The 22,057-nt window shown below is 62.6% G+C and carries 17 protein-coding genes and 5 tRNA genes; all 22 read left to right on the top strand.

What is annotated here, in order from left to right:
• Nucleotides 1-6 precede the first annotated feature (6 nt).
• The 22 genes from NDY25_RS05580 (at nucleotide 7) to rpsL (ending at nucleotide 22,055) form a co-directional block, all read left to right on the top strand.
• Nucleotides 7-1,695 carry a tetratricopeptide repeat protein gene (locus NDY25_RS05580; RefSeq protein ID WP_168956982.1) on the top strand — a complete coding sequence of 563 codons (1,689 nt, stop codon included), beginning with the start codon at nucleotides 7-9 and terminating at the stop codon, nucleotides 1,693-1,695.
• Entirely contained in the window at nucleotides 1,692-2,348 is a 657-nt protein-coding gene (gene lolB / locus NDY25_RS05575; RefSeq protein ID WP_168956981.1) for a lipoprotein insertase outer membrane protein LolB, read from the top strand. Before NDY25_RS05580 ends, lolB begins: the two co-directional genes overlap by 4 nt.
• The gene (gene ispE / locus NDY25_RS05570) at nucleotides 2,330-3,217 is read left to right on the top strand and encodes a 4-(cytidine 5'-diphospho)-2-C-methyl-D-erythritol kinase (protein WP_168956980.1); all 888 of its coding nucleotides are present in this window, start codon (nucleotides 2,330-2,332) and stop codon (nucleotides 3,215-3,217) included. Before lolB ends, ispE begins: the two co-directional genes overlap by 19 nt.
• Before the next feature lie 3 nt (nucleotides 3,218-3,220).
• A tRNA-Gln gene (locus NDY25_RS05565) sits at nucleotides 3,221-3,297 on the top strand.
• 157 nt (nucleotides 3,298-3,454) lie between these two features.
• The gene (locus NDY25_RS05560; protein ID WP_006450614.1) at nucleotides 3,455-4,414 is read left to right on the top strand and encodes a ribose-phosphate diphosphokinase; all 960 of its coding nucleotides are present in this window, start codon (nucleotides 3,455-3,457) and stop codon (nucleotides 4,412-4,414) included.
• Between the two features lie 109 nt (nucleotides 4,415-4,523).
• On the top strand, nucleotides 4,524-5,159 hold the full coding sequence (locus NDY25_RS05555) for a 50S ribosomal protein L25/general stress protein Ctc (RefSeq protein WP_168956979.1): 636 nt from the start codon (nucleotides 4,524-4,526) through the stop codon (nucleotides 5,157-5,159).
• A gap of 51 nt (nucleotides 5,160-5,210) precedes the next feature.
• Nucleotides 5,211-5,795 carry an aminoacyl-tRNA hydrolase gene (gene pth, locus NDY25_RS05550; RefSeq protein WP_168956978.1) on the top strand — a complete coding sequence of 195 codons (585 nt, stop codon included), beginning with the start codon at nucleotides 5,211-5,213 and terminating at the stop codon, nucleotides 5,793-5,795.
• Between the two features lie 74 nt (nucleotides 5,796-5,869).
• Nucleotides 5,870-6,961 (top strand): redox-regulated ATPase YchF, encoded by a 1,092-nt coding sequence (ychF, locus tag NDY25_RS05545; protein WP_168956977.1) that lies wholly within the window; start codon nucleotides 5,870-5,872, stop codon nucleotides 6,959-6,961.
• A gap of 153 nt (nucleotides 6,962-7,114) precedes the next feature.
• Nucleotides 7,115-7,200 (top strand) — tRNA-Tyr (locus NDY25_RS05540).
• 29 nt (nucleotides 7,201-7,229) lie between these two features.
• Nucleotides 7,230-7,303: transfer RNA gene (locus tag NDY25_RS05535), tRNA-Gly, on the top strand.
• Between the two features lie 33 nt (nucleotides 7,304-7,336).
• Nucleotides 7,337-7,412, top strand: a tRNA-Thr gene (locus tag NDY25_RS05530).
• Nucleotides 7,413-7,458: 46 nt separating this feature from the next.
• Entirely contained in the window at nucleotides 7,459-8,649 is a 1,191-nt protein-coding gene (gene tuf, locus NDY25_RS05525; RefSeq protein WP_108350190.1) for an elongation factor Tu, read from the top strand.
• A 106-nt stretch (nucleotides 8,650-8,755) separates the two neighbouring features.
• A tRNA-Trp gene (locus tag NDY25_RS05520) sits at nucleotides 8,756-8,831 on the top strand.
• Nucleotides 8,832-8,880: 49 nt separating this feature from the next.
• Nucleotides 8,881-9,291 carry a preprotein translocase subunit SecE gene (secE, locus tag NDY25_RS05515; RefSeq protein ID WP_168956976.1) on the top strand — a complete coding sequence of 137 codons (411 nt, stop codon included), beginning with the start codon at nucleotides 8,881-8,883 and terminating at the stop codon, nucleotides 9,289-9,291.
• A 13-nt stretch (nucleotides 9,292-9,304) separates the two neighbouring features.
• Nucleotides 9,305-9,862 carry a transcription termination/antitermination protein NusG gene (gene nusG / locus NDY25_RS05510; protein WP_043908886.1) on the top strand — a complete coding sequence of 186 codons (558 nt, stop codon included), beginning with the start codon at nucleotides 9,305-9,307 and terminating at the stop codon, nucleotides 9,860-9,862.
• A gap of 198 nt (nucleotides 9,863-10,060) precedes the next feature.
• The gene (rplK, locus tag NDY25_RS05505) at nucleotides 10,061-10,489 is read left to right on the top strand and encodes a 50S ribosomal protein L11 (RefSeq protein WP_168956975.1); all 429 of its coding nucleotides are present in this window, start codon (nucleotides 10,061-10,063) and stop codon (nucleotides 10,487-10,489) included.
• 3 nt (nucleotides 10,490-10,492) lie between these two features.
• Nucleotides 10,493-11,191 (top strand): 50S ribosomal protein L1, encoded by a 699-nt coding sequence (rplA, locus tag NDY25_RS05500; RefSeq protein ID WP_006450622.1) that lies wholly within the window; start codon nucleotides 10,493-10,495, stop codon nucleotides 11,189-11,191.
• A gap of 549 nt (nucleotides 11,192-11,740) precedes the next feature.
• Nucleotides 11,741-12,274, top strand: a complete 534-nt coding sequence (gene rplJ / locus NDY25_RS05495) for a 50S ribosomal protein L10 (protein ID WP_016900680.1) — start codon at nucleotides 11,741-11,743, stop codon at nucleotides 12,272-12,274.
• A 54-nt stretch (nucleotides 12,275-12,328) separates the two neighbouring features.
• Nucleotides 12,329-12,694: a 50S ribosomal protein L7/L12 gene (rplL, locus tag NDY25_RS05490; RefSeq protein ID WP_006450625.1), complete on the top strand. Its 366-nt coding sequence runs from the start codon at nucleotides 12,329-12,331 to the stop codon at nucleotides 12,692-12,694.
• Nucleotides 12,695-12,988: 294 nt separating this feature from the next.
• Entirely contained in the window at nucleotides 12,989-17,140 is a 4,152-nt protein-coding gene (rpoB, locus tag NDY25_RS05485) for a DNA-directed RNA polymerase subunit beta (RefSeq protein WP_006450626.1), read from the top strand.
• 100 nt (nucleotides 17,141-17,240) lie between these two features.
• Nucleotides 17,241-21,458: a DNA-directed RNA polymerase subunit beta' gene (rpoC, locus tag NDY25_RS05480; protein WP_168956974.1), complete on the top strand. Its 4,218-nt coding sequence runs from the start codon at nucleotides 17,241-17,243 to the stop codon at nucleotides 21,456-21,458.
• A 222-nt stretch (nucleotides 21,459-21,680) separates the two neighbouring features.
• A complete protein-coding gene (gene rpsL, locus NDY25_RS05475; RefSeq protein WP_006450628.1) occupies nucleotides 21,681-22,055 on the top strand; it encodes a 30S ribosomal protein S12 in 375 nt (124 codons plus the stop codon).
• The last annotated feature ends 2 nt before the right edge of the window (nucleotides 22,056-22,057 follow it).

The following is a 22,057-nucleotide window of genomic DNA, read 5'->3' as shown; positions in this document are numbered from 1 at the left end:
CCCCCGATGCCTGTACCGATTCGCATCCTGAGTGTTCTTTTGCTGGTAGCAGTCTCCGCCAACGCCATTGCAGCACCCAAAAAAGCTCCGCCCACGCCGCCGGCCAGCAGCGCCGGCGCCACCTCGCTGGAACCGGTGCTCGCTGGCGAATTCGCCTTGCAGGCCGGGCAGTTGGACGATGCCGCCCGCGCCTATCTGGACGCGGCCAAGGCCGAAGCCGGCGACGCCGGGCTGGCCGAACGCGCCGCTCGCATCGCCATGCTGGCCAACGACGATGCCCGCGCGGTCGAAGCCCTGGCGCTGTGGCGCGCGCGCGCGCCCTCGTCGATGGCCATGCGCAGCACCGAAGCCTCGCTGGCCCTGCGCCGCAACGACCTGCGCACCGCACGCCGCGATCTGCTTGGCCTGCTCAAGGAGCCCGACCCGCGCGGCTGGCGCTTCGCCCTGATCGCCCTGGCCAATGGCGGGCGCGAGCCGGAAGCCTCGGCCGACGCGCTCGAAGACCTGGTCAAGGCCGGCGCCATTCCCAATCAGATCGAAGCTTGGCAAGAATTCGGCCGGCTCGCCCTGCGCATGGAGCGCCCGGCGCTGGCCAAGCGCATCGTCGACGAAGTGGTGCGCCGCTTCCCCGAAGAGCCGCGCGTGGCGTTGTTGCACGCCACTCAGCTGCAGCAGGAAGGCAAGAACGACGAAGCGCTGGCGCTGCTGAAGAATGTCGAACCGCAAGCGGTGAACGACTCTGAATTGCGCGGCGCGCTCGCATTCGCCTACGACGCCATGGGCCAGACCGAGGCGGCCGCACAGGTGCTCTCGACCGGGCCGCAGGACACCCAGACCTACGGGCTGCGTGCCTCCATGCTCGCCAAGGAAAAAGACCGCACCTCGCTGGAGGCGTTGTACGGCGAGCTCAAGCGCAACGCCACCAAGCCCGATCCGGACCGTCGCCTGCTGCTCGGCAAGATCGCCGAGTTCCTCAAGCGGTACGACGAGGCAGTGGAGTGGTATCGCGGCGTGCCCGGCGGCCCGCAGCTGAGCGAAGCGCGCTTGCGCGCGGCCAGCGCACTGTACGAACTGGGCCGCAAGCCCGAGGCGCTTGCCGAAGCCCGCGCGCTGCAGGGCGATGCCAGTGCCGACGACGATGCGCGTCGCGACGCCTACGTGCTCGAAGCCGAGCTGCACCAACGTGCCGGCGACGCCCCGGGCGAGCTGGATGCTTTCGAACGCGGCCTGGCTGCGTATCCGGACGACGGCGCCCTGCTGTACGCCCGCGGCCTGGCCTGGGAACGCCGCGACGACGTCCCACGCGCCGAGGCCGATCTGCGCAAGATCCTGGTCGCCGAGCCGGAAAATGTCGGGGCGCTCAACGCGCTGGGCTATACCCTGGCCGACCGCACCACCCGCTACAACGAAGCGCTGGCGCTGATCGACCGCGCCCGCACTGCCGATCCGGACAACCCGGCCATCGTCGACAGCTACGGCTGGGTGCTGTATCGCATGGGCCGCCTGAAGGAAGCCCTGGTGCAGCTGCGCCGCGCCTGGGCGCTGGTCAATGACCCGGAAATCGCCGCGCATGTCGGCGAAGTGCTGTGGGTCAGCGGCAAGCAGGACGAGGCGCGGCGCTATTTCGATGAAGCGCGCCGTATCGATCCCGACAACCGCGCGCTGCAACGCGCCGTGGAAAAGTTCGGGCTATGAGCCGTGGTGGATTCCGCACACTGGCCCTGAGCGGGTTGGTGCTCGCAGGCTTGTCCGGCTGCGTCAGCGTGCCGCGCGGGCAGGGCAGTGGCGCGGCCGTAGTCGAGCAGGTCTCCGATAGCGCGCGTCAGGTCGAAACCGCGCGCCAGGCCTGGCTGCAGGCGCATCCGAACTGGTCGTTCCAGGGCCGGGTGGCGATCAGCAAGGGCAGTAATGGCGGCAGCGGCCGCATCGACTGGCAGCAGGACGGCCCGCGCTATCGCGTGCAGCTCAGTGCGCCGGTGACCCGGCAAAGCTGGGTGCTCACCGGCGACACCACCACCGGTGCCGGTCGCCTGGAAGGTCTGGAAGGTGGTCCGCGCAGCGGCACCGACGCCGAGCAGGTACTGCTGGAAGCAACCGGATGGACCATCCCGGTCAACCAGATGCCCGATTGGGTGCGCGCACTGCGGATCGCCAATGCGGGCGCCGAACGCGTGGATCTGGATGCCGCCGGCCGCCCGCGCACCGTGCAGCAGGACGGTTGGATCATCGACTTTCTCGCCTGGGCGCCGGCCAGCGCCGGCCAGCCCGAGCTGCCGCAGCGCATCGAAGCCCGCAACGGCGAGGCCAAGGTGCGCCTGCTCATCGACCAATGGACGGTCTCGCCCTGATGTCAGCGTTGGAAGCGGGCTGGTCGGCGTGGCCTGCGCCGGCCAAGCTCAATCTGTTTTTGCAGATCGTCGGCCGTCGCGCCGATGGCTATCACCTGCTGCAAACCGTGTTCCGGCTGCTGGACTGGGGGGACACCATTCATCTTCGTTTGCGCAGCGACGGCCTGATCCAGCGCGTCGGCCAGAGTCTGCCCGGCGTGGCCGAGGACGATGATCTGGTGATCCGCGCCGCGCGCCTGCTGCAGTCCAGCGCTGGCGCGCAGGCCGGCGCCGACATCCGGGTCGACAAGCGCATCCCTGCCGGCGGCGGTTTCGGCGGCGGTTCGTCGGATGCGGCCACCGTGCTGGTCGCGCTCAATGCCTTGTGGGGACTGGGTTTGCCGGTCGATGCCCTGGCCGAGCTGGGCTTGCGGCTTGGCGCCGACGTGCCGGTGTTCGTGCACGGACACAACGCCTGGGCCGAAGGCATCGGCGAACAACTGACGCCTATCAGCCTCTCGAAAGCCTCCTATGTGCTGGTCGATCCAGGCATTCACGTGCCCACACCAGTTTTATTTCAATCACAGGAATTGACGCGGGATGCTGCGCCCGTGAAAATAGCGGACTTCGCTTCGGGTTCTCTGCTCGACAATGCGTTCGAGCCGGTCCTCCGGCGCCGTGAACCCGCCGTCGAGGCAGTGTTCCAGGCGCTTTCCAGGATCGGGACGCCGCGTTTGACCGGGTCAGGGAGCGGTTGTTTCGTCGAATTCGCCACGCGCGCTGCTGCAGAGCAGGCCTTGGCGCAGTTGCCGGACAACCTGAGGGCGTGGGTCGTGGAAGGTGCAGCGCACTCGCCACTGCTCGACGCACTGGACGCGAGACAAGTTTGATGCAGGGGCGTCGCCAAGAGGCCCAAGGCACCAGGTTTTGATCCTGGCATTCGTAGGTTCGAATCCTACCGCCCCTGCCATTTTATGCAGGTCCCTCTGCAACAGTCGTAGATGCAGGTCCCTCTGCAACAGCCCGCACATCCATGTGCGGGGATTGAACAAAAGCCCGGCATTAGGTCGGCTCCATCCCGCTCCACCATCGACCCGCACGCTCTTCGCCGCCGCCCGAGAGATCTCATGCAAGACCAACGTAATCTGCTGGTGTTCTCCGGCAATGCCAACAAGCCGCTTGCCAAGAGCATCTGCAAGGAGCTTGGCGTTCGCATGGGCAAGGCGCTGGTTACGCGCTTTTCCGATGGCGAAGTGCAGGTCGAAATCGAAGAGAGCGTGCGCCGGCAGGAAGTGTTCGTCATCCAGCCGACCTGTGCGCCAAGCGCCGAAAACCTGATGGAACTGCTGGTGCTGATCGATGCGCTCAAGCGCGCCAGCGCTGCGTCGGTGACTGCGGTGATCCCGTACTTCGGTTACTCGCGCCAGGATCGCCGCATGCGTTCCTCGCGCGTGCCGATCACCGCCAAGGTCGCCGCCAAGATGATCTGCGCGATGGAGGCCGACCGCGTGTTGACGGTCGATCTGCATGCCGACCAGATCCAGGGCTTTTTCGATGTGCCGGTCGACAACGTCTACGCCTCGCCGCTGCTGCTGGCCGATATCTGGCGCGCTTACGGCACCGATAACCTGATCGTGGTCTCGCCGGACGTGGGCGGTGTGGTGCGCGCGCGCGCCGTCGCCAAGCGTCTGGACGATGCGGACCTGGCCATCATCGACAAGCGTCGTCCGCGCGCCAATGTCGCTACGGTGATGAACATCATCGGCGACGTGCAGGGCAAGACCTGCGTGCTGGTCGACGACCTGGTCGATACCGCCGGCACCTTGTGTGCCGCCGCTGCAGCGCTGAAGCAGCGCGGCGCGCTCAAGGTCGTGGCCTACATCACCCACCCGGTGCTGTCCGGCCCGGCGGTGGACAACATCAACAATTCGCAGCTCGACGAGCTGGTGGTCACTGACACGATTCCGTTGAACGAAGCCGCGCGCACCTGCGCCAAGATTCGTCAGCTGAGCGTGGCCGAACTGCTGGCCGAGACCATTCGCCGCATCGCTTTCGGCGAGTCGGTCAGCTCGCTCTACGTCGACTGATCCTTCATTCGGTGCCCGGTTCTCAGGGTGCCTGCACGACGTCTCACCTGGTCGCGGGTGAGACGCTTCATCGCCGCGAGGCGATATTCCAATCCAGGTAGTAAATCCAATGGCAAAGACACACGAAATCAAGGTCGAGCGCCGCGCGAACGAGGGGAAGGGTGCGAGCCGCCGCCTACGTCACGCTGGCGTCATTCCGGCCATCGTCTACGGTGGCGAACTCGAGCCGGTCAGCATCCAGCTCAACCACGAGCAGATCTGGCTTGCCCAGCAGAACGAGTGGTTCTACTCGTCGATCCTCGACCTGAACCTCAATGGCGACGTGCAGCAGGTGCTGTTGCGTGACATGCAGCGCCATCCGTTCAAGCAGTTGATCATCCATATCGACTTCCAGCGCGTCAGCGCCAACGAGAAGCTCAGCGCCGCTGTACCGCTGCACTTCGTCAACGAAGCAACCTCGCCGGCCGGTAAGTCCAGCGAAGTGGTCGTGACCCACGAACTGAACGAAGTTCAGGTCGTCTGCCTGCCGAAGGATCTGCCGGAGTTCATCGAAGTGGACCTCGGTGAACTGGAAGTTGGCAACGTGATCCATCTGTCCGAGATCAAGCTGCCGGCCGGTGTGGAAATTCCGGAGCTGAAGCTGGGCAAGGAGCACGACGTGGCGGTGGTTGCTGCCAAGCACGTGCGCATCGAAGAAGAAGACGCTGCCGGTGAAGAAGGCAGCGAAGGCGCCGAGACCAAGTAATCCGTCGGCCGATCCCTCGCACTGCGCGGGGGATCGGCTGCGGTCACTGGCATGTCTGCACTCCGCCTGATTGTGGGACTCGGGAATCCCGGTCCGGAACACGCGCAAACCCGGCATAACGCCGGGTTTCGTTTCGTCGATGCCCTCGTCGAGCGCCATGGCGCGCGTTGGGGGCTGGATGCCAAGTTGTTCGGCGAGACTGCAAAGGTCGAGATCGCCGGTCAACCGGTCTGGCTGCTCAAGCCGGCCACCTTCATGAATCTCAGCGGCAAATCGATCACCGCCGCGTTGCGGTTCTGGAAGATCGAGCCGGAACAGCTGCTCGTTGCACACGACGAGCTGGATCTGGCGCCGGGCATTGCAAGGCTCAAGTTCGATGGCGGCCACGGCGGCCAGAACGGCCTGCGCGATACCATTCGCCTGCTGGGGCACGGCAAATTTCACCGTCTGCGCGTCGGCATCGGTCATCCCGGTCACAAGGATCGCGTGGTGCCATGGGTGCTGGGACGGGCAGGGCGCGACGACGATGTGGCGATCGGCACCGCGGTGGACGCCGCCATCGATGTGCTGCCGCTGGCAATGGAGGGTAATTTCAACGAGGCGATGAAGCGGCTGCATACCAGTAAGGACGCGTGATTGGGGATTGGGGATTTGCGGCCATGCGGCATTGCGAATCTCCAATCCCGAATCCCAAATCCCGGACGTGCACCATGGGTATCAAATGCGGCATCGTCGGCCTGCCCAACGTCGGCAAGTCGACCCTGTTCAATGCGCTGACCAAGGCCGGCATCGCTGCGGCCAATTTCCCGTTCTGCACCATCGAGCCGAACGTCGGCATCGTGCCGGTGCCGGATCTGCGGCTGAACCAGCTGGCTGAGATCGTCAAGCCGCAAAAGCTGATCCCGACCGCGGTCGAGTTCGTCGATATCGCCGGCCTGGTCGCCGGTGCGGCCAGTGGCGAAGGCCTGGGCAACAAGTTCCTGGCGCATATCCGCGAAGTCGATGCGATCACCCACGTGGTGCGTTGCTTCGAGAACGACGACGTCATCCACGTGAACAACAAGGTCGACCCGATCGCCGATATCGAAACCATCGATACAGAGCTGGCATTGGCCGATCTGGATAGCGTGGAAAAGGCGCTCAACCGTGCCGAGCGCAGTGCCAAGGGCGGCGACAAGGATGCAGCGGCACGCAAGCCGGTGCTGGCCAAGCTGCAGGCCGCATTGGCCGATGGCAAGGCTGGCCGCGCAGCCGGTCTGGACGAGGAAGAAAAAGCGCTGGTGCGCGATCTGTTCCTGCTCACGCTCAAGCCGGTGATGTACATCGCCAACGTGCTCGAAGACGGTTTCGAGAACAACCCGCACCTGGATGCGGTGCGTGCGCATGCAGTGACCGAAGGTGCCGAAGTGGTGCCGGTCTCGGCAGCGATCGAGGAAGAGCTGTCGCAGCTCGACGACGAAGATCGCGACACCTTCCTGGCCGACCTGGGCCTGGCCGAGCCTGGCTTGAATCGCGTCATTCGCGCGGCCTACAAGCTGCTTGGCCTGCAGACCTACTTCACCGCAGGCGTCAAGGAAGTGCGCGCGTGGACGGTCAAGGCCGGCTCCACCGCGCCGCAGGCCGCAGCGGTGATCCATACCGATTTCGAGAAGGGCTTCATCCGCGCCGAGACGATTGGTTTCGACGACTTCATCAAGTACCGCGGCGAAACCGGCGCGCGCGATGCCGGTCGTCTGCGGCTGGAAGGCAAGGAATATCGCGTCAAGGAAGGCGATGTGCTGCACTTCCGCTTCAACATCTGAGCGGGTGCGCGCGGCCGGCATGGCTGCGCACATTCAGGCGTGACAAATAGCGCGAAATTTTTGTTGACACTGCTTGTCTCCCACAACAAAATAGCGGGCTGCTTCACCCCGAACCGAATCGCTTCATCGCGCCCCGGTCCGGTAGTAAAAGCTGGAGGGATACCCAAGCGGCCAACGGGGGCAGACTGTAAATCTGCTGGCTTACGCCTTCGGTGGTTCGAATCCACCTCCCTCCACCAGTTTCATGTTGTGTCTTGCAGTTCCCGGCGCGGGAGTAGTTCAACGGTAGAACCTCAGCCTTCCAAGCTGATGGTGCGGGTTCGATTCCCGTCTCCCGCTCCATTGAACGTAAATGCATGGCATAATGCAAAACTCGCTCACGTAGCTCAGTCGGTAGAGCACCTCCTTGGTAAGGAGGAGGTCGAAGGTTCGATTCCTTTCGTGAGCACCATTACTCAATCGTCTTCAACTCCAAACGATTACCGAGACACGCACCCATGGCAAAAGCTAAATTTCTTCGCGAAAAGCTGCACGTTAACGTCGGCACCATCGGTCACGTCGACCATGGCAAGACCACGTTGACCGCTGCGCTGACCAAGATCGGTGCCGAGCGTTTCGGTGGCGAGTTCAAGGCGTACGACGCGATCGACGCAGCGCCGGAAGAGAAGGCGCGTGGTATCACGATCTCGACCGCACACGTTGAGTATGAGTCCGCAGTGCGCCATTACGCGCACGTCGATTGCCCCGGCCACGCCGACTACGTCAAGAACATGATTACCGGTGCTGCGCAGATGGATGGCGCGATCCTGGTGTGTTCGGCTGCCGACGGTCCGATGCCGCAGACCCGTGAGCACATCCTGCTCTCGCGTCAGGTCGGTGTGCCGCACATCGTCGTGTTCCTGAACAAGGCCGACATGGTCGACGACGCCGAGCTGCTTGAGCTGGTCGAGATGGAAGTGCGTGAGCTCCTGAGCAAGTACGACTTCCCGGGCGACGACACTCCGATCATCCACGGTTCGGCCCGTCTGGCGCTTGACGGCGATCAGAGCGAAATCGGTGTGCCGGCGATCCTGAAGCTGGTCGAAGCGCTGGATACCTTCATCCCGGATCCGACCCGCGACGTCGACCGTCCGTTCCTGATGCCGGTCGAAGACGTGTTCTCGATCTCGGGCCGTGGCACCGTGGTGACCGGTCGTATCGAGCGCGGCATCATCAAGGTTGGCGACGAAATCGAAATCGTCGGTATCCGCGACACGCAGAAGACCACCGTCACCGGCGTGGAAATGTTCCGCAAGTTGCTGGACCAGGGTCAGGCAGGCGACAACGCCGGTCTGCTGCTGCGCGGCACCAAGCGTGACGACGTGGAGCGCGGCCAGGTGCTGTGCAAGCCGGGTTCGATCAAGCCGCACACCGAGTTCGAAGCCGAAGTCTATGTGCTGTCTAAGGATGAGGGTGGTCGTCATACCCCGTTCTTCAAGGGCTACCGTCCGCAGTTCTACTTCCGCACCACCGACATCACTGGCGCCTGCCAGCTGCCGGAAGGCGTGGAGATGGTGATGCCGGGCGACAACGTGAAGATGGTCGTGACCCTGATCAACCCGGTCGCGATGGACGAAGGTCTGCGCTTTGCGATCCGTGAAGGTGGCCGCACCGTCGGCGCCGGCGTGGTTGCCAAGATCATCAAGTAAGTGCCTGCATCCAGTCGCCTCGCGGCGGCTGGATTCAAACGAATGGCGGGCCGGCTGAACCTCGGTCCGCCTTCGTTGTCTTAGGGTTTGCGGTAAACGAGTACATACGCCAGTAGCTCAATTGGCAGAGCAGCGGTCTCCAAAACCGCAGGTTGGGGGTTCGAGTCCCTCCTGGCGTGCCACTCCTCTTTCCGGCCCAGTAATTCGGGTCAGATCGGTAACTAGAGCCGGATGAATAGCAAAATCGAGCCTTCCAAAAGCGCGTCTGCTGCCAGCGCTGATATCGTGAAATACGTCCTCTCCGCGCTCCTGGTGATTGTGGGGTTGTTTGTGTGGTTCTGGTTTTCTGCGCCTGAACGCGCAACCCAGTTTGGAGCTTGGACGCCGCAATTGCGCGCGCTGGCTGTGATCGTTGGGTTGGCGGCGGGTGCGTTTGTGTTTCTGGGGACCGGCAAAGGCCGTGAAACCCGTGAATTCATGTCCGAATCCAGGTTCGAGTTGCGCAAGGTGGTCTGGCCGACGCGCCAGGAAGCCATCCGTACCACCTGGGTCGTGATTGTTGTTGTGATCATTCTGAGTTTGCTGTTGGGCGGCTTCGATTTCGTCATCCAGAAGCTCACGCAGTGGTTCCTGGCTCGTTGAGGAGAATCAAGCAGTGAAGCGTTGGTATGTCGTTCACGCCTATTCAGGCTTTGAAAAATCTGTTGCGCAGGCCTTGCGCGACCGCATCGTACGCGCCGAAATGGAAGAGCGTTTCGGTGACGTGCTGGTGCCGACCGAAGAAGTCATCGAGATGCGCGCCGGCCAGAAGCGTCGGTCCGAGCGCAAGTTCTTCCCCGGCTATGTGCTGGTGCAGATCGAGACGCACGAAGAAGCCGGTATCCCGCGTATCGACAATGAAAGCTGGCACCTGGTGAAGGAAACTTCCAAGGTGATGGGTTTCATTGGTGGCACGGCCGACCGCCCGTTGCCGATTCGCGACGAAGAGGCGGATGCAATCCTGCAGCGTGTGCAGGATGGTGTCGAGAAGCCGCGTCCGAAGGTGTTGTTCGAGCCGGGTCAGATGGTGCGCGTCACCGATGGCCCGTTCAACGACTTCAATGGCGTTGTTGAAGAAGTCAATTACGAGAAGAGCCGGTTGCGGGTTGCCGTACTCATCTTTGGTCGCTCCACGCCGGTCGAGCTCGAGTTCGGTCAGGTCGAGAAGGGCTGACTCAGTCGGGTGCTGCCTAGGCACCTGCAACAATTGCTGCTATAGTGCGCGGCTCGCTCACCTGGCGAACCGCCGGGAAACAATGGCTGCCGCATGGCAGCCATCTGCGTGTTACCAGAAACGTGAAGCCGGGACACGTGATTTCCCGGTCCGATGGGGAGCCTGTCGTCAAGGCGCTAGCACCCGGAGAGTGTCGAAATGGCTAAGAAAATACTTTCGTATATCAGGTTGCAGGTCAAGGCCGGTCAGGCCAACCCTGCGCCGCCGGTGGGCCCTGCGCTGGGTCAGCGCGGTCTGAACATCATGGAGTTCTGCAAGGCGTTCAATGCAGCGACCTCCAAACTGGAGCCGGGTCTGCCGACGCCAGTAATCATCACCGCGTATTCCGACCGTACCTTCACGTTCGTCACCAAGAGCACCCCGGCCAGCGTGCTGCTCAAGAAGGCTGCAGGCGTGACCTCCGGCTCCAAGCGCCCCAACACCGACAAGGTGGGCAAGGTGACGCGCAAGCAGCTGGAAGAGATCGCCAAGGTCAAGGAAGCCGATTTGACGGCGGCCGAGCTGGAAGCGGCAGTGCGTACGATTGCGGGTTCTGCCCGCAGCATGGGTTTGACGGTGGAGGGCTAAGACATGGCACAGAGCAAGCGCGTGAAGGCCATTGCGGCCGCTGTCGTTCCGGGCAAGACCTATGCCTTCGATGACGCAATCAAGATCCTGAAGACCGTGACCAAGGCCAAGTTCGTCGAGTCGATCGACGTTGCTGTGCGCCTGGGCGTGGACGCCAAGAAGTCCGACCAGCAGGTGCGCGGTTCCACCGTGCTGCCCGCCGGTACCGGCAAGAGCGTGCGCGTTGCAGTGTTCGCACCGGCCGGCGCCAAGGCTGACGAAGCCCTGGCTGCAGGCGCCGAGGCAGTGGGCATGGACGACCTGGCCGAGAAGATGCAGGCCGGCGATCTGAGCTACGACGTGGTCATCGCCACCCCGGACGCAATGCGCGTCGTCGGTAAGCTCGGCACGCTGTTGGGCCCGCGCGGCCTGATGCCCAACCCCAAGGTCGGCACTGTGTCTGCCAACCCGGGTGAAGCCGTCAAGAATGCCAAGTCGGGTCAGGTGCGCTACCGCACCGACAAGGCCGGCATCATCCACTGCACCATCGGCAAGGCCAGCTTCGATGACGAGGCGCTGAAGTCGAACCTGCAGGCGCTGCTGCTGGACCTGATCAAGGCCAAGCCGGCCACCTCCAAGGGGACCTACCTGCAGAAGGTGTCGGTCAGTTCGACGATGGGTCCTGGCGTCACGGTTGATCAGTCCAGCCTTGCGCTGAAGTGATCCGATGGGTCAGGCCTGTCATGGGTCTGACCCGTCAATGTAGTACAGCATTGTTTTTCCGGCCCGGGTCACCGTGTGCTGGGAGTCCGTTCCCTCCTTTGGGGTAACGGACATTTTGAAGGCGATCGCCGGCATGTCCGGCGGTAGCCGTCAAAGACCGCAGGCGCGGTCAGCGCAGATCGACGACGGGCAGGGATGCTCACATTGGCAAGGAGTCGCCGTCGATGCAGCGGGGTCGCTTAATCAGGTTCGTATGAGCCGGCCGGCGTAGATGGTGTCGCCCTTCTGGAGCTTTCTGGTTTACGCGCGTCTGGGACATCCCGGATCGAGCCCACTCCAGGTCTAGAAAGGCCACCAAAGGAACATCGGTCGATGTTCCCGGCTTCCAGGATGGAGGCTGCCCTGGACCGCAACCGGCAGGAGCCGCGAGCGGAGTAGTTTGAAGCGGGGATTGGAGATTCGGCATTGGCGATTGGCAGAAGCGGCTTCATCAGCTCTGACCAATCCCGAATCGCTAATCCCGAATCCCGGCTTTAACGGAGGAGTGCAATGGCTCTCAATCTGTCTCAGAAGCAAGAAGTAGTCGCCGAGCTGGCAGACATCGCCGCCAAGGCCCACTCCTTGATCGCCGCCGAATACGCTGGCATCACGGTCTCCCAGATGACCGCGATGCGCAAGCAGGCCCGCGAAACCGGTGTGTTCTTGAAAGTTGTCAAGAACACCCTGGCTGCGCGCGCCGTTGAAGGTACTGATTTCGCTGTCGTCGCTGACAAGCTGGTCGGTCCTTTGCTGTATGCGTTTTCGATGGAGGAGCCCGGCGCTGCCGGTCGCCTGATCAAGGAATTCGCCAAGGGCAACGATAAGTTGCAGGCCAAGGTCGTGTCCATCGGCGGGGAACTGTTCCCGGCTGGTCACGTCGACGTGTTGGCATCGCTGCCGACCCGCGATCAGGCCCTGGCCATGCTGGCCCGCGTGCTGTCCGAACCGGCTGCCATGTTCGCCCGTGCCGTCAAGGCCGTCGGCGACAAGCAGGGTGGTGGCGACGAAGCCGCCGCGCCGGTCGCCGAGACTGCCGAAGCTTGATGTCCTAGCGTCTGCTAGAACCCCAATCCAGAAAATCATTTAAAGGTAATCACAATGTCCCTTACCAACGAACAGATCGTCGAAGCCATCGCCGAGAAGTCCCTGATGGAAGTGATGGAGCTGGTCAAGGCCATCGAAGAGAAGTTCGGCGTCTCCGCCGCCGCTCCGGTCGCTGCTGCTGCAGCTGGCCCGGCTGCCGTGGTTGAAGAGCAGACCGAGTTCAACGTGGTGTTGGTCAGCTGCGGCGCCAACAAGGTCGGCGTCATCAAGGCCGTCCGCGCCGTGACCGGCCTGGGTCTGAAGGAAGCCAAGGATCTGACCGAAGCCGGTGGCATCCTGAAGGAAGGCGCAACCAAGGACGAAGCCGAGAAGATCAAGAAGGAACTGACCGAAGCCGGCGCGACCGTCGAAGTCAAGTAAGCAGCATCTTGCATCGCCAGCGTTTCAGGGTGATGCACTGAAGGCTGGGAGCGTAAAGCTCCCGGCCTTTGGCCGTTGATGGAAAGCCGGGATTTGAGAGTCGGCATTCGGGATTCGAAGGCAATCTTCGCCATCCCCAATCTGGTCATCCCAATCTCCGCTTCACCGAGTTGGTAGTTGGAAGTAGCAAGAGAAGGCGTGCTGGTGCCGGCAATACCAGCGACTTCCAACTGACAATTTTGTTATTTCAGGGCCGCGGCGACGCTGCCCCCGCAACCTAGGGTGGAAGACCTCATGACGTCTTATTCGTTCACCGAAAAAAAGCGTATCCGCAAGGATTTCGGTAAGCAGCGCTCGATTCTCGAAGTGCCGTTCCTGCTTGCGATCCAGGTGGACTCCTACCGCGAATTCCTGCAGGAAGACGTGGAGCAGAACAAGCGCAAGGACCTCGGTCTGCACGCAGCGCTGAAGTCGGTGTTCCCGATTTCCAGCTACAGCGGCAACGCCGCGTTGGAATACGTCGGTTACAAGCTGGGTCAGCCGGTGTTTGACGAGCGTGAATGCCGTCAGCGTGGCATGAGCTACGGCGCGCCGCTGCGCGTGACCGTGCGCCTGGTGATTTACGACCGCGAGTCGTCGACCAAGGCCATCAAGTACGTGAAGGAGCAGGAGGTCTATCTGGGCGAAATCCCGCTGATGACCGACAACGGTACCTTCATCGTCAACGGCACCGAGCGCGTGATCGTCTCGCAGCTGCACCGTTCGCCGGGTGTGTTCTTCGACCACGACCGTGGCAAGACCCACAGCTCGGGCAAGCTGCTGTACAGCGCCCGCATCATTCCGTACCGCGGCTCCTGGCTGGACTTCGAGTTCGACCCGAAGGATGCGCTGTTCACCCGTATCGACCGTCGTCGCAAGCTGCCGGTGTCGATCCTGCTGCGTGCGCTTGGCTACAACAACGAAGAGATGTTGGCCGAGTTCTTCGAGATCAACACCTTCCACATCAATCCGGACGAAGGCGTGCAGCTGGAGCTGGTGCCGGAGCGTCTGCGTGGCGAAACGCTGAACTTCGACCTGGCCGATGGCGACAAGGTCATCGTGGAAGCGGGCAAGCGCATCACCGCGCGTCACGTCAAGCAGCTCGAAGCCGCCGGCGTCGCCGCGCTGGCCGTGCCGGACGATTATCTGGTCACGCGCATCCTGTCGCACGACGTGGTCGATAGCTCGACCGGCGAACTGCTGGCCAATGCCAATGACGAGATCACCGAAGACCAACTGGCTGCGTTCCGCAAGGCCGGCGTCGATGCGGTCGGCACCCTGTGGGTGAACGATCTGGATCGTGGTCCGTACCTGTCCAACACCCTGCGTATCGATCCGACCAAGACCCAGCTGGAAGCGCTGGTCGAGATCTACCGCATGATGCGTCCGGGCGAGCCGCCGACCAAGGAAGCCGCACAGAACCTGTTCCACAACCTGTTCTTCACCTTCGAGCGCTACGACCTGTCCACGGTCGGCCGGATGAAGTTCAACCGTCGCGTCGGCCGCAAGGAAGTCCTCGGCGAGTCGGTGCTGTACGACAAGAAGTACTTTGCCGAGCGTAACGACGAAGAGTCCAAGCGTTTGGTCGCCGAGCACACCGACACCTCCGACATCCTGGAAGTGCTCAAGGTGCTCACCGAGATCCGCAACGGTCGCGGCGTGGTCGATGACATCGATCACCTGGGCAACCGTCGCGTGCGTTCGGTCGGCGAAATGGCCGAGAACGTGTTCCGCGTGGGCCTGGTCCGCGTCGAGCGCGCGGTCAAGGAACGTCTGTCGATGGCGGAGTCGGAAGGTCTGACCCCGCAGGAACTGATCAACGCCAAGCCGGTGGCTGCTGCGATCAAGGAATTCTTCGGCTCCTCGCAGCTGTCGCAGTTCATGGATCAGAACAACCCGCTGTCGGAAGTGACGCACAAGCGTCGCGTCTCCGCACTGGGCCCGGGCGGTCTGACCCGCGAGCGCGCCGGCTTCGAAGTGCGCGACGTGCATCCGACCCATTACGGCCGCGTCTGCACCATCGAAACGCCGGAAGGCCCGAACATCGGCCTGATCAACTCGCTGGCCGTGTTTGCCCGTACCAACCAGTACGGCTTCCTTGAAACCCCGTACCGCAAGGTGCTGGACGGCAAGGTCTCCGACGACGTCGAGTATCTGTCGGCGATCGAAGAAAACGAGTATGTGATCGCCCAGGCGAACGCGCTGACCGACGCCAAGAACATGCTCACCGAGCAGTTCGTGCCGTGCCGGTTCCAGGGCGAATCGCTGCTGAAGCCGCCGGCCGAAGTGCACTTCATGGACGTCTCGCCGATGCAGACCGTGTCGGTTGCCGCGGCGCTGGTTCCGTTCCTGGAACACGATGACGCCAACCGCGCACTGATGGGCGCCAACATGCAGCGCCAGGCCGTGCCGACGCTACGTTCGCAAAAGCCCCTGGTTGGTACCGGCATCGAGCGTGCGGTTGCGCGCGACTCGGGCGTGACCGTGAATGCGTTGCGTGGTGGCGTGATCGAGCAGATCGACGCAGCCCGCATCGTGGTCAAGGTCAACGAGGCAGAAATCGGCGGCGGCACGGATGCCGGCGTGGATATCTACAACCTGATCAAGTACACCCGCTCAAACCAGAACACCTGCATCAACCAGCGTCCGCTGGTGAACGTGGGTGACGTGATCGCGCGCGGCGACGTGCTGGCCGACGGCCCGTCCACCGACATCGGTGAGCTGGCGCTGGGTCAGAACATGCTGATCGCGTTCATGCCGTGGAACGGCTACAACTTCGAAGACTCCATCCTGCTCTCCGAGCGCGTGGTGGAAGAAGATCGTTACACCACGATCCACATCGAAGAACTGACCTGCGTTGCGCGTGACACCAAGCTGGGGCCGGAGGAAATTTCCGCCGACATCCCGAACGTGTCCGAGCAGGCTCTGAACCGTCTGGACGAAAGCGGCGTGGTGTACATCGGTGCGGAAGTGCGTGCCGGCGACATCATGGTCGGCAAGGTCACGCCGAAGGGCGAAAGCCAGCTGACCCCGGAAGAAAAGCTGCTGCGTGCGATCTTCGGTGAGAAGGCGTCCGACGTGAAGGACAGCTCGCTGCGCGTGCCCCCGGGCATGGACGGCACCGTCATCGACGTGCAGGTCTTCACCCGCGACGGCATCGAGAAGGACAAGCGTGCGCGTCAGATCGAAGAGTCCGAAATCAAGCGCGTCAAGAAGGACTTCGACGACCAGTTCCGCATCCTGGAAGCGGCCATCTACGCACGTCTGCGCTCGCAGATCGTGGGCAAGGTCGCCAACGGCGGTCCGAACCTGAAGAAGGGCGACAACGTCACCGACGCGTATCTGGACGGGCTGAAGAAGTCCGATTGGTTCCAGCTGCGCATGAAGGACGAAGACGCAGCCGATGCCATCGAACGTGCGCAGAAGCAGATCCAGGCGCACGAGAAGGAATTCGAAGCACGCTTCGCCGACAAGCGCGGCAAGATCACCCAGGGCGACGACCTCGCACCGGGCGTGCTGAAGATGGTCAAGGTGTTCCTGGCAGTGAAGCGCCGCATCCAGCCGGGCGACAAGATGGCGGGCCGCCACGGCAACAAGGGTGTGGTCTCCAACGTCGTGCCGGTCGAGGACATGCCGTACATGGCCACCGGCGAGCCGGTCGACATCGTGCTGAACCCGCTCGGCGTGCCGTCGCGTATGAACATCGGCCAGATTCTGGAAGTGCATCTGGGCTGGGCCGCCAAGGGCCTGGGTCGCAAGATCCAGCGCATGCTGGAAGCCCAGGCCGCAGTCAGCGAGTTGCGCAAGTTCCTGGACGACATCTACAACCACGACAGCGCGATCAATGCACAGCGCGTGGATCTGTCGCAGTTCAGCGATGAGGAATTGCTCAACCTGGGCAAGAACCTGATCGACGGCGTGCCGATGGCCACCCCGGTGTTCGACGGCGCCAGCGAAGCAGAAATCAAGCGCATGCTGGAACTGGCCGAACTGCCGCAGAGCGGTCAGACCCAGTTGTACGACGGTCGTACCGGCGAAGCGTTCGATCGCAAGACCACGGTCGGCTACATGCACTACCTGAAGTTGAACCACTTGGTCGACGACAAGATGCATGCACGTTCGACTGGCCCGTACTCGCTCGTTACTCAGCAGCCGCTGGGTGGTAAGGCGCAGTTCGGTGGTCAGCGCTTCGGTGAGATGGAAGTCTGGGCGCTGGAAGCCTACGGCGCGGCCTACACCCTGCAGGAAATGCTGACGGTGAAGTCCGACGACGTGCAGGGCCGCAACCAGATGTACAAGAACATCGTCGATGGTGAGCACGAGATGGTCGCGGGCATGCCGGAATCCTTCAACGTGTTGGTGAAGGAAATCCGCTCGCTGGCGATCAACATGGAACTGGAAGAGTGATCGAGCTGGATCCAGGCGCCGTAATGCGGTGCCTGGATCCGGAACGTAATGCCCTCGGTTTCATCTCAGATACGAAATTCCTCCGACCCGGAGATATCCAATGAAAGACCTGCTCAACCTCTTCAATCAACAGCGCCAGACGCTGGATTTCGACGCGATCAAGATCGCGCTGGCCTCGCCTGACCTGATCCGTTCGTGGTCCTACGGCGAAGTGAAGAAGCCCGAAACCATCAACTACCGCACCTTCAAGCCCGAGCGTGACGGCCTGTTCTGCGCTGCCATCTTTGGTCCGATCAAGGACTACGAATGCCTGTGCGGTAAGTACAAGCGCATGAAGCACCGTGGCGTGGTCTGCGAAAAGTGCGGCACCGAAGTCACCCTGGCCAAGGTGCGTCGTGAGCGTATGGGTCACATCGACCTGGCGTCGCCGGTCGCGCACATCTGGTTCCTCAAGTCGCTGCCCTCGCGCATCGGTTTGATGCTGGACATGACCCTGCGTGATATCGAGCGCGTGCTGTACTTCGAAGCCTACGTGGTCACCGAGCCGGGCCTGACCCCGCTCGAGCGCCGCCAGCTGCTGACCGAAGAGCAGTACCTGACCGCACGCCAGGAGTACAACGACGACTTCGACGCCGCCATGGGCGCCGAGGCCGTGTACGAACTGCTGCGCACGATCGAGCTGCAGTCCGAAATGACCCGTCTGCGCGAAGAAATCGCCAGCACCGGTTCGGAAACCAAGCTCAAGCGTCTGACCAAGCGCATCAAGCTGATCGAAGCCTTCCTGGAATCGGGCAACCGTCCGGAGTGGATGGTCATGACCGTGCTTCCCGTGCTGCCGCCGGACCTGCGTCCGCTGGTGCCGCTGGATGGCGGCCGCTTCGCAACCTCGGATCTGAACGATCTGTACCGCCGCGTGATCAACCGCAACAACCGTCTGCGTCGTCTGCTCGAGCTCAATGCGCCGGACATCATCGTGCGCAACGAAAAGCGCATGCTGCAGGAATCGGTCGATGCGCTGCTGGACAACGGCCGTCGCGGCCGTGCCATCACCGGCACCAACAAGCGTCCGCTGAAGTCGCTGGCCGACATGATCAAGGGCAAGCAGGGCCGGTTCCGTCAGAACCTGCTCGGCAAGCGCGTGGACTACTCCGGTCGTTCGGTCATCACCGTCGGTCCGTACCTCAAGCTGCACCAGTGCGGCCTGCCGAAGAAGATGGCGCTGGAGCTGTTCAAGCCGTTCGTGTTCGCCAAGCTGCAGCGTCGCGGCCTGGCCACCACCATCAAGGCCGCCAAGAAGCTGGTCGAGCGCGAAGAAGCTGAAGTCTGGGACATCCTGGAAGAAGTGATCCGCGAGCATCCGGTGTTGTTGAACCGTGCGCCGACCCTGCACCGTCTGGGCATCCAGGCGTTCGAGCCGGTGCTGATCGAAGGCAAGGCTATCCAGCTGCATCCGCTGGTGTGTACTGCGTTCAACGCCGACTTCGACGGTGACCAGATGGCCGTCCACGTGCCGCTCTCGCTGGAAGCCCAGCTGGAAGCGCGTGCGCTGATGATGTCCACCAACAACATCCTGTCGCCGGCGAACGGCGAGCCGATCATCGTGCCGTCGCAGGACGTCGTGTTGGGCCTGTATTACATGAGCCGCGCCCTGGAGAATAAGAAGGGCGAGGGCATGGTGTTCGCCAACACCAGCGAAGTGAAGCGCGCCTATGACAACCGCGTGGTGGAACTGCACGCCAAGGTCAAGGTCCGTATCACCCAGGTGGACGTGAATGCGGTCGATGGAAAGCGCACCAGCGGTACCTCGATCGTGGACACCACGGTCGGTCGTGCGCTGCTGAGCGAAATCCTGCCCGAAGGCCTGCCGTTCCAGCTGGCCAACACCGAGATGACCAAGAAGAACATCTCGCGTCTGATCAACTCCAGCTACCGTCTGCTGGGCTTGAAGGACACCGTCGTGTTCGCCGACAAGCTGATGTACACCGGCTATGCCTACGCCACACGCGCAGGCGTGTCGATCGGCATCGACGACATGCTGATCCCGGACGAGAAGAAGGGCATCCTCACCGAGGCCGAAGCCGAAGTGCTGGAAATCCAGGAGCAGTACCAGTCCGGTCTGGTCACCGCCGGCGAGCGCTACAACAAGGTCGTGGACATCTGGTCGCGTACCAGCGAGCGCATCGCCAAGGCGATGATGGACACCATCGGTACCGAGAAGGTCGAAAATGCCAAGGGCGAAACCATCGACCAGAAGTCGATGAATTCGCTGTACATCATGGCCGACTCCGGTGCGCGTGGTAGCCAGGCGCAGATCCGTCAGCTGGCCGGTATGCGCGGCCTGATGGCGCGTCCGGATGGCTCGATCATCGAGACGCCGATCAAGGCGAACTTCCGCGAAGGCTTGAACGTGCAGGAGTACTTCAACTCCACCCACGGTGCCCGTAAGGGTCTGGCCGATACCGCGCTGAAGACCGCGAACTCGGGTTACCTGACCCGTCGTCTGGTCGACGTGGCGCAGGACGTGGTCATCACCGAAGTCGACTGCGGCACCACCGAAGGGTTGATCATGACCCCGATCGTGGAAGGCGGCGATGTGGTCGAGCCGTTGAAGGAGCGCGTGCTGGGCCGTGTGGTGGCCGAGGACGTGTACCTGCCGGGCAACGACGAAGAACCGATCGTCACCCGTAACACGCTGCTTGACGAAGCCTGGGTTGCCAAGTTGGAAGAGGCCAGCGTGCAGTCGGTGAAGGTGCGCTCGACCATCAGCTGCGAGTCCTCGTTCGGCGTGTGCGCACGTTGCTACGGTCGCGATCTTGCACGTGGTCACCAGGTCAACATCGGTGAAGCGGTCGGCGTCATTGCCGCACAGTCCATCGGTGAGCCGGGTACCCAGCTGACCATGCGTACGTTCCACATCGGTGGTGCGGCTTCGCGTGCGGCTGCGGTGGACAACATCACCGTCAAGACCACCGGTTCGGTGAAGTTCAACAACCTCAAGTCGGTGGCGCACGCCAGCGGCGCGTTGGTTGCGGTCTCGCGTTCGGGCGAACTGTCCGTGCTCGATGGCCATGGCCGCGAGCGCGAGCGTTACAAGCTGCCGTATGGCGCCACCATCACCGCCAAAGACGGCGATGCGGTCAAGGCCGGGCAGGGCGTTGCCAATTGGGATCCGCATAACCACCCGATCGTGTCGGAAGTGGCCGGTTTCATTCGTTTCATCGACTTCGTCGACGGCGTCACCGTCATCGAGAAGACCGACGAACTGACCGGTCTGGCCTCGCGCGAAATCACCGACCCGAAGCGTCGCGGTGCACACGCCAAAGAACTGCGTCCGATCGTGCGCATCGTCGATGGCAAGGGCAATGATCTGACGATCCCGAACACGGATCTGCCGGCCCAGTACCTGTTGCCGCCGCGCTCCATCGTCAACCTGCAGGACGGCGCCGCCGTCGGCGTGGGCGACGTGGTCGCCAAGATCCCGCAGGAAGCATCCAAGACCCGCGACATCACCGGTGGTCTGCCGCGCGTTGCCGATCTGTTCGAAGCACGCAAGCCGAAGGATCCGGCGATCCTGGCCGAGCGTTCGGGCATCATCAGCTTCGGCAAGGACACCAAGGGCAAGCAGCGCCTGATCATCAAGGACACCGATGGTTCGGAACACGAAGAGCTGATCCCGAAGTACCGCCAGATCATCGTGTTCGAAGGCGAGCACGTGACCAAGGGCGAGACCGTGGTGGACGGCGAGCCGAGCCCGCAGGACATCCTGCGTCTGCTGGGTGTCGAGCCGCTGGCAGCGTATCTGGTCAAGGAAATCCAGGACGTGTATCGCCTGCAGGGCGTGAAGATCAACGACAAGCACATCGAGGTGATCACGCGCCAGATGCTGCGTAAGGTCGAGATCACCGATCAGGGCACCAGCAAGTTCCTCAACGGCGAGCAGGTCGAGCGCCAGCGCGTCATCGAGGAAAATGTCCGCCTGGTCAAGCGCAACGAATTGCCGGCCAAGTACGATCCGGTGCTGCTGGGTATCACCAAGGCCTCGCTGGCCACCGAGTCGTTCATCTCGGCGGCTTCGTTCCAGGAGACCACTCGCGTGTTGACCGAGGCTGCCGTGCGCGGTACCCGCGACAACCTGCGCGGTCTGAAGGAAAACGTGATCGTGGGTCGTCTGATCCCGGCCGGTACCGGTCTGGCCTACCATGCCGGACGTCGCAAGTCTTCGGGTCTGACCGACTCGGAAATGGAAACGCTGTCGGGCAAGCCGGCAGTGGCCGAACCGGTCGCCACGGTGGCCGACGCTGGCGCGGACGAGGAGTAAGCGCTCCGACGGCGGTCGCAAGATCGCCGTAAGCCAAGCGAAAAGGAGGGCAGGAGGCTCTCCGTTTTCCGGCCTTTGGATGGGCCAGCAGGGTTAGATTTCCGTGAAGTTGACGGAGTTTCGTCCTGCCAGCTATACTTCCCTGTCTCGGCGGGCCGTTTTTCGGCCTGCCTTTGTTTTCGTGCAAGGCCGTCTCGGCCTCTCAATCAGAAGAATCAACTGATGACGACGATCAATCAGCTGGTCCGCAAGCCTCGGCAAGCGACCACCTACAAGAGTGCCTCCCCGGCACTGGACAAGTGTCCGCAGCGCCGCGGCGTCTGCACACGCGTCTACACCACTACCCCGAAGAAGCCGAACTCGGCCCTGCGTAAGGTTGCCAAAGTGCGCCTGACGAACCAGGAAGAGATCATCAGCTACATCGGTGGTGAAGGCCACAACCTGCAGGAGCACTCCGTGGTCCTGATTCGCGGTGGCCGCGTCAAGGATCTTCCCGGTGTGCGTTATCACACCGTCCGTGGTTCGCTGGACGCCGCCGGCGTCGCAAAGCGCCGTCAAGGTCGTTCCAAGTACGGCGCCAAGCGCCCGAAGAGCTAAGG

It is taken from the genome of Xanthomonas hortorum pv. pelargonii (genome assembly GCF_024499015.1).
GTDB classification, from domain to species: domain Bacteria; phylum Pseudomonadota; class Gammaproteobacteria; order Xanthomonadales; family Xanthomonadaceae; genus Xanthomonas; species Xanthomonas hortorum_B.
The sequence above is the reverse complement of the archived record's forward strand: the minus strand, read 5'-3'. Positions and strand labels throughout refer to the sequence as shown.